Annotated in this window: 5 protein-coding genes; 4 read left to right on the top strand and 1 reads right to left on the bottom strand. The window is 45.3% G+C overall.

Translation table 11 applies throughout. The features are described 5' to 3' along the window. The first annotated feature begins 317 nt into the window (after positions 1-317). The 4 genes from F6K20_RS19195 to F6K20_RS19180 all read left to right on the top strand — a co-directional run bounded on the left by F6K20_RS19195 (position 318) and on the right by F6K20_RS19180 (position 5,602). Positions 318-581 (top strand): hypothetical protein, encoded by a 264-nt coding sequence (locus F6K20_RS19195; RefSeq protein WP_287295674.1) that lies wholly within the window; start codon positions 318-320, stop codon positions 579-581. Positions 582-637: 56 nt separating this feature from the next. Next, entirely contained in the window at positions 638-2,821 is a 2,184-nt protein-coding gene (locus F6K20_RS19190) for a DEAD/DEAH box helicase (protein WP_287295673.1), read from the top strand. A 603-nt stretch (positions 2,822-3,424) separates the two neighbouring features. Continuing rightward, positions 3,425-4,606, top strand: coding sequence for a hormogonium polysaccharide biosynthesis glycosyltransferase HpsP (hpsP, locus tag F6K20_RS19185; RefSeq protein WP_044494703.1), 1,182 nt, complete (start codon positions 3,425-3,427; stop codon positions 4,604-4,606). Between the two features lie 102 nt (positions 4,607-4,708). Continuing rightward, positions 4,709-5,602 carry an SPFH domain-containing protein gene (locus F6K20_RS19180; RefSeq protein WP_287295671.1) on the top strand — a complete coding sequence of 298 codons (894 nt, stop codon included), beginning with the start codon at positions 4,709-4,711 and terminating at the stop codon, positions 5,600-5,602. A gap of 283 nt (positions 5,603-5,885) precedes the next feature. Here the strand turns inward: F6K20_RS19180 and chlG are convergent. Beyond that, a partial coding sequence (gene chlG, locus F6K20_RS19175) for a chlorophyll synthase ChlG (RefSeq protein WP_287295669.1) occupies positions 5,886-6,675 on the bottom strand: 790 nt, incomplete at its 5' end.

Below are 6,675 nucleotides of genomic sequence, written 5' to 3'. Positions count from 1 at the left end.
GCCGTCAGCGGTCAGCCGTCAGTTTTGTGGCACAGGCTTCTAGCCTGTGACTTTCCTCAAATTAAACCAATGCTTACCTGTTTTATTCAAAAGCTGTTCCCCTAGCTTGCCCATAGCCCATAAGCTGATAACTGTTCGCGAAGCGTGGCCAACGGCCTTTAGCTGATAGCTGATAGCTTACGTACTTTCCTATTGGGTTTTAGGGAGTTTCCGAGCTTGGAGTAGAGAAAGACAGGAAAGTGTGGGAGGTATGGCAGGTGTGGGGAGATGGTAAGGCGCTATAGCAATACGGATTTAATCTACCGTTTACCATACTTATGAGGTACACAGGATTTTCTCCCGATTCCCGATTCCCGATTCCCGATTCCCGATTCCCGTTCCCCTCCTGGGAGGGGTTAGGGCGTGTCTTCAAACTCCGAGATCCCCCTAAATCCCCCTTAAAAAAGGGGGACTTTGAGTATGGCTCCCCCCTTAATAAGGGGGGCTGGGGGGGATCTAATATCTTGCGGAAAACTTTGAAAACACACCCTAGGGGTGGGTTCCGATTCCCGATTCCCGATTCCCTGTTCCCTATTCCCTAAAATTGTGTACTTCACCTTAAAACCGATGTAAACATTACTAAAGGAAATTAGCCCAAATGTCGGTTATCGATACAGATCAGGGTCGCAAATTTATTACCACTGAACCGATCACAGAAAGTGAAGAAACAGGAAAACAAAGAGTGTGGGATGCCACTCGCAGTGCATTTTCAGAACGCAATTGTATTGGTTACTGGCGCTATCCTATTTTTTCTAAAGTAGGGGAAATCTCTAAGGAGCCTGATATTTTTATTACTGATCAAGACCTTGGTCTAGTAGTAATTGAAATCCAATCTGTCACCATTGATCAAATCATTACTATTGATGGTTATCAGTGGCAACTCCAAAACTGTGACACCACTGAAGCACATCCCTACCAACAAGCAGAACATCAGTTAAAAGCAATACTGGCTTCTTGCGATCGCGAACCTGCTATTTGGCGCAAAGTTACCGGTAGGGCGATGATTGCTCTTCCTTTAATTACTCAAGAACAATGGCAACACCACGGTTTTGACCAACTCCCAGACTGTCCTCCCATTATCTTCCAGGACCAACTGGGTAAAGTTGGCTTGCTAGAGTGTATTCAAGAAACAGAATCAGTGATACCAGGAGAAGACATAGATGATCAGCAGTGGAAGTTACTCTTAGCCGTGATCAGCGGAGCACCAATTTTCCGTAAACCTCTGCGTACCCTAGTCTCTACCGAAGGCAAAACTCGCGCTAGTGTTGTAGCCGCTTACTCCGAACAACTCTACGAATTAGATATGCAACAGGAACACATTGGTAAAGAAATCCCTCCTGGGTTTCAGCGGCTGCGGGGGATTGCGGGGTCAGGAAAAACAGTGCTGCTATGCCAAAAAGCCGCTCATATGCACTTGAAGCACCCAGATTGGACGATTGGGTTAGTGTTTTTTAGTCGTACCCTCTACGACTTGATGATTGGGTTAGTGGATCGATGGCTGCGTCGTTTCAGCAATGGTGATATCCAGTATGACCACAAGACTAATCACAAACTGCGAGTGCTTCATGCTTGGGGTGCTAAGGATCAGCCTGGTTTGTACAGCACAATTTGCCAGTTAAATGGCGCTAGACCCAAATCCGCTGGGGATACTCGGGAAAGACAGCCCAATCGGGGTTTGGCAGAACTTTGTAAACGCCTATCGGAAGAAATCAACATTGAACCCTGCTTTGATGCCATTTTAATTGATGAAGGACAAGACTTAGTTACTGAAGATGACTTAAAATACCAGGGCAAACAAGCAATTTATTGGCTAGCTTATCAAGCCTTACGACCCGTTGATCCAGAACAGCCAGAACAACGGCGCTTAATCTGGGCTTATGACGAAGCTCAAAGCCTAGACACCTTAAAAATTCCTACCACAAAAGAACTATTCGGTGAAAATCTCAGCCGACTTTTGTCACAAGGACCACAATACCCCGGTGGTATTAAAAAATCTGAAGTTATGCGGCGCTGCTACCGCACTCCTGGCTCAATTCTCACCGCTGCTCATGGCCTCGGAATGGGGTTGCTACGTCCTGAGGGGATGCTAACGGGAATTACCAGAAAGGAAGATTGGGAAAAAATTGGTTATGAAGTCAAAGGTAACTTTATTCCCGGTCAAAAAATCACCATCCATCGTCCAAAAGAAAACTCCCCCAATCCAGTTCCTGAATTGTGGAGCGCACCAGTCTTAGACTTTGAAACCTATGGCTCTCGTCAGGAAGAAATTAGTGCTTTGGCCGATAAGATTATGCATAATCTGGTTGATGATGACCTTAAAGCCAGTACAGAAATCTTAGTGCTAGTTTTAGGCTCTAGTTCCGAAGCAATTGAATTAGAAAATCATGTCGCTGTTGTGTTGATGGAGCAAGACATTGATATTTATATTCCCACAGCATTGGAGTTGAATGAACTAAAGCCTCAATGGCCCCACATTGATCGCGATCGCTTCTGGAAAGATGGTGGAGTAACCATATCTCGTGTGCCCCGTGCTAAGGGTAATGAAGCGGATATGGTGTATGTGGTTGGTGTTGATAATGTTGCCAGGAACGAGAGTGATGTCAGTCTGCGTAACCAGCTCTTTGTAGCATTAACTCGGGCGCGGGGCTGGGCAAGTGTCAGTGGAGTGGGTGACTATCCCATGTATAGCGAAATGCACCAGGTCATTGAGAGTGGCGATACCTTCACCTTTACCTACAAGCGACCTCTGAAGCGGGATATTGGTGACCTTGAAGAAGGTTAACCGTCACAACTGTTTAACTTCGGAATAGGGAACAGGAATCCGTAAGCTATCAGCGTGTCGCGTATCAGCGAACAGCGATTAGCGCTACTTGAGGTGCTAAAGGCTTGTGGCCACGCTACACCGAACAGTTTCTGCCCATAGCGTACGCTACTAATGGTGCTTTTGAATAAAATAAGCATGATAGCTGACAGCTGACGGCTGAATGCTTACAGGAATCCTCCCCGATTTGAACATGTTATGTTCAAAAAGACTGCCAAATTTGATAAATTTCCCCAAGAAGCAAAAGCAGCTTTAGCACAGATGGAAGAGTATTATGAATTGGTGCAATAACGGGATTAATCGGGTGAATCTTTTTGTTGTAAATTTATAACTAAAGGAAGTGTGGGGAGATAGGGAGATAGGGAGATGGTGGAGATTTTTATTAAGGGTAATTGTCATAAAATAATATGAGCATTCTATTGCCGAAGAGTGTTTTTGCATGCATTGAGATGCACCCTGAGTAATCGCCCATGTTGCTCAATTATGGCGTAAGGTCGTGATTGCTCCTAAGGTTGATTAGGAATAGTGCTATGTTTGACCCAACTTGCTATTAATCAATATCCCATGCGAATTTTACAAATCGTCCCGTCGATTTCCCTGGTATATGGTGGTCCGAGTCAAATGGTAAAGGGACTATCTCAGGCTCTGGCATCTCAAGGGGTAGCAATTACAGTACTAACTACTAACTCTAATGGGGATGCTGGTCAACCCCCTTTGGATGTACCCCTGGATCAACCAGTAGAACAGGATGGTTATCAGATCAGATACTTCCGTTGCTCTCCCTTTCGCCGCTATAAATTTTCCCTGGGCTTATTACGCTGGCTATGGCAACACGCCTCAGAATTTGACCTTGCCCATATCCATGCCTTGTTTTCCCCAGTCAGTACAGCAGCGGCTACCATCGCCCGAAAACAGGGATTACCATACCTATTGCGTCCCTTAGGTACCCTTGACCCAGCGGATTTGCGGAAGAAACAACAGCTAAAGCGCATCTATGCCGCACTGTGGGAGAAACCGAATTTAGCTGGAGCAGCTGGTATACACTTTACCAGTCAACAGGAAGCTAAGATTTCGGAACGTTTTGGCACAGCATCCCCTGATATCGTGATTCCCTTAGGAGTAACGCCGCCAATCCAGCAACAACTTCAGCAACAACTAGCTCAAGCACGTACTGAATTGAAGATTCCCCATGACCAGCCCTTAGTGTTGTTTATGTCTCGTATTGACCCGAAGAAGGGATTGGATTTACTTATCCCAGCTCTAGAAAAGCTATTAAACGAGGGATTGCAGTTTCACTTTGTCTTGGCGGGAACTAATCCTCAAGACCCAAGTTATGAAAATAGTATCATAGACCAGATCAAGGCTTCAACTCTATCATCAAATACTACCATTACTGGTTTCGTGACTGGTGATTTGAAAGCAGCATTGTTAAAGGATGCGGATGTATTTGTCCTGCCATCTTACTACGAAAACTTTGGGATTGCGGTAGCGGAAGCGATGGTGGCTGGGACAGCAGTGGTGATTTCTGACCAGGTCCATATTTGGGAAAACGTCAAAGATGCTGAAGCAGGATGGGTGAGTGCTTGTGAGGTTCAGGCTTTGACTAGACAGTTACGGGAAGCACTTCAAAATAAAGATGAATGCCAACTGCGGGGAGTCAAGGCTCAGGAGTATGCTTTAAAGCACTATAGTTGGAATGCGATCGCACAACAAATGATTCAGGTTTACCGTCAAATTAGTGATTAGTACCCGCAAGGGTACTGTCAAACCCCCGATAAACCAAGCAAAATAGACCTATCAGCCAATTAGATACAACAACACAGAGCAATACAGGAACGATACATAACAATGGAACGTATTCAGGAAATTCCTACCTTTAAAGTTAATGGTTTTGCTGCTCTGGTAGGGATTATTGCGATCGCTAGTTTTGGTGTGTGGTTAGGTAAAGGTCTAGTCGGGTTTTCCAATATCAACGACTTATTGATCTATACCAACAACTTATTTGGTATTGGTCTAGTGATTGTAGCCTTGGTTGCCGTAAAAGGCTTTTTGACTGTGCAGCCTAACCAAGCCCGAGTGCTAGTGTTTTTAGGTAACTACGTTGGCAGTGTCCGTACCTCTGGTTTTTGGTGGGTTAACCCTTTTGCCTCCAAGCAATTGGTTTCTCTACGAGTGCGTAATTTCAATAGTGATAAGCTGAAGGTAAATGACGCGAAAGGCAACCCCATTGAGATTGCTGCGGTAGTTGTCTGGCGAGTTGTAGACTCAGCCAAAGCCACCTTTGACGTAAATTCCTATGTAGATTTTGTGGCCATCCAAAGTGAGACCGCTATCCGTGGTTTAGCCAGTCGTTATCCCTACGATACTAATCAAGAAAACCTAGCGTCACTCAGAGGCAGCCCCGAAGAGATTGCAGCAGCTCTTAAGGAAGAATTACAGGCTCGCTTAGAGGTGTCAGGTGTCGAGGTGATTGATAGTCGTATTTCCTATTTAGCCTACGCTCCAGAAATTGCCCAAGTCATGCTACGGCGTCAGCAAGCACAAGCAATTATAGCAGCTCGTCAAGAAATTATCGAAGGTGCCTTAAGCATGGTGGAAATGTCCATCAAGCGGCTGAACGATAACCAAATTATTCAGCTAGACGAGGAAACAAAAGCAGCAATGATTAACAATTTGCTAGTGGTTTTGACTGCTGAGCAAAATATACAACCTGTGGTCAATACTGGTAGTCTTAAACTCTAAGCATTCAGCGATCAGCTATCAGCTATCAGCCCTGATGGTAGAGAACTGCCAAAAAACCTTGATTTGATTGCTTCTTACCCGGATTGACCAATTGACCGTAAGTAGTAAGCTTTCAGATTGAGTCTGGTTTAAACCTAAAATATAGCGTTTCTCATAGCTATTAGGTGAGCTTGACCTTGGCGAATTAAATTCGCCACGGGTCACACCTGAGGTACACAGGATTTTTGCCCTATTCCCTATTCCCTATTCCCTATTCCCTGTTCCCTATTCCCTGTTCTCTATTTTAAATAGCACTATGACCCAAAGCCAAACCAGCAACTAGCATCCCTAGTACCAAAAACGGTTGCGCACTAGCCTGGTATTTGACATCATTTTTCAGGGGGTCACGGAGAAAGTACATATCCTGGAAGGTGATTTGGGGGATGATTAATAGGATCAGGATAGCAGCGTAGAGGTTCTGATGAATGCTGATTAAATAACCAGCAATCCCTGCTTGAAATAGATCAATCATCACCACACAAATCCAAGCTGCTGTGGTAACACCAAACATGACCGGTAGGGATTTTAAGCCCAATTCGCGATCGCCTTCCACACTCTTGAAATCATTAACTACTGCAATACCTAACCCTGCCAGGGAGTAGAACAGGGTCAGAATCATAATAGTCAGGTTAAGATGACCAAATAAGCCATGACCTGCCCACCAGGGAAGGGCGATATAGCTGGCACCGAGAGCATAGTTTCCCAGCCAACCATTTTTTTTCAGTTTCAGGGGTGGGGCAGAATAGATATAGGCTAGAAAGGCACCACCTAGGGTAAGACAGGTGAGTGTGGGAAATTCATGACCAGCCCAAACATCGAGTCCGTAGCTAAGAGAGATACCTGCTAGGAGTAGCACCACAATCTGGGTGATCACCTGGGGGATAGAGATGGCTCCCGATGGGACAGGACGGTATGGTTCATTAATGGCGTCGATTTCGCGGTCATAGAAATCATTCAAGGTTTGGGTATACCCTGCCATCAACGGACCAGAAAGCAACATACAGGCGGCGGCCATCAGAAGGTCTTCGAGTGTC

It is taken from the genome of Moorena sp. SIO2C4, assembly GCF_010672485.1.
Taxonomy (GTDB): Bacteria; Cyanobacteriota; Cyanobacteriia; order Cyanobacteriales; family Coleofasciculaceae; genus Moorena; species Moorena producens.
Note: the sequence above shows the minus strand (reverse complement) of the source record. Positions and strands in the feature narration are given on the sequence as shown.

What these genes read in the sequence shown, in the direction of transcription:
- F6K20_RS19190 (WP_287295673.1), top strand. Translation starts at nt 638, where the DNA reads ATGTCGGTTATCGATACAGATCAGGGTCGCAAATTTATTACCACTGAA.
- F6K20_RS19180 (WP_287295671.1), top strand. Translation starts at nt 4,709, where the DNA reads ATGGAACGTATTCAGGAAATTCCTACCTTTAAAGTTAATGGTTTTGCT.
- F6K20_RS19195 (WP_287295674.1), top strand. Translation starts at nt 318, where the DNA reads ATGAGGTACACAGGATTTTCTCCCGATTCCCGATTCCCGATTCCCGAT.
- hpsP (WP_044494703.1), top strand. Translation starts at nt 3,425, where the DNA reads ATGCGAATTTTACAAATCGTCCCGTCGATTTCCCTGGTATATGGTGGT.